The following is a 352-nucleotide window of genomic DNA, read 5'->3' on the forward strand; positions in this document are numbered from 1 at the left end:
GTTGGAGGTTGCAGGCGACGGCGCAACCACGACGATCAATGACACCATCGACAAGGTCGATGTGGTTCTGACCGCGACCACCACTGTTGGTGAGGGCGGCAATATCGTTTACACCGCCAGCCTTGTGGATAAAAACGGCGCGCCGGTGACTAACATCACCAACCCGCTGACCGTGACTTTGGACAATGGCCAAACCATCACCATCGGCGTTAATCAGTCGAGCGGCACCATCACGGTCGTAGCTCCGGATGATGTGTACAAAGGCGATCAAACCGTTACCACCGCTATCAAAGGCGTGACTGGCGGCGAGCATTTCGAAAATCTGGTTCCAGGGACCGATAAAGTCACCACA

Annotated in this window: 1 protein-coding gene; it reads left to right on the forward strand. The window is 55.4% G+C overall.

Annotation, left to right across the window (positions count from 1 at the left end):
* The coding region (locus FW764_RS28135) for an immunoglobulin-like domain-containing protein (protein WP_446436727.1) at positions 1 to 352 on the forward strand (352 nt) is incomplete at both ends.

Source organism: Pseudomonas sp. 1152_12, assembly GCF_052850675.1.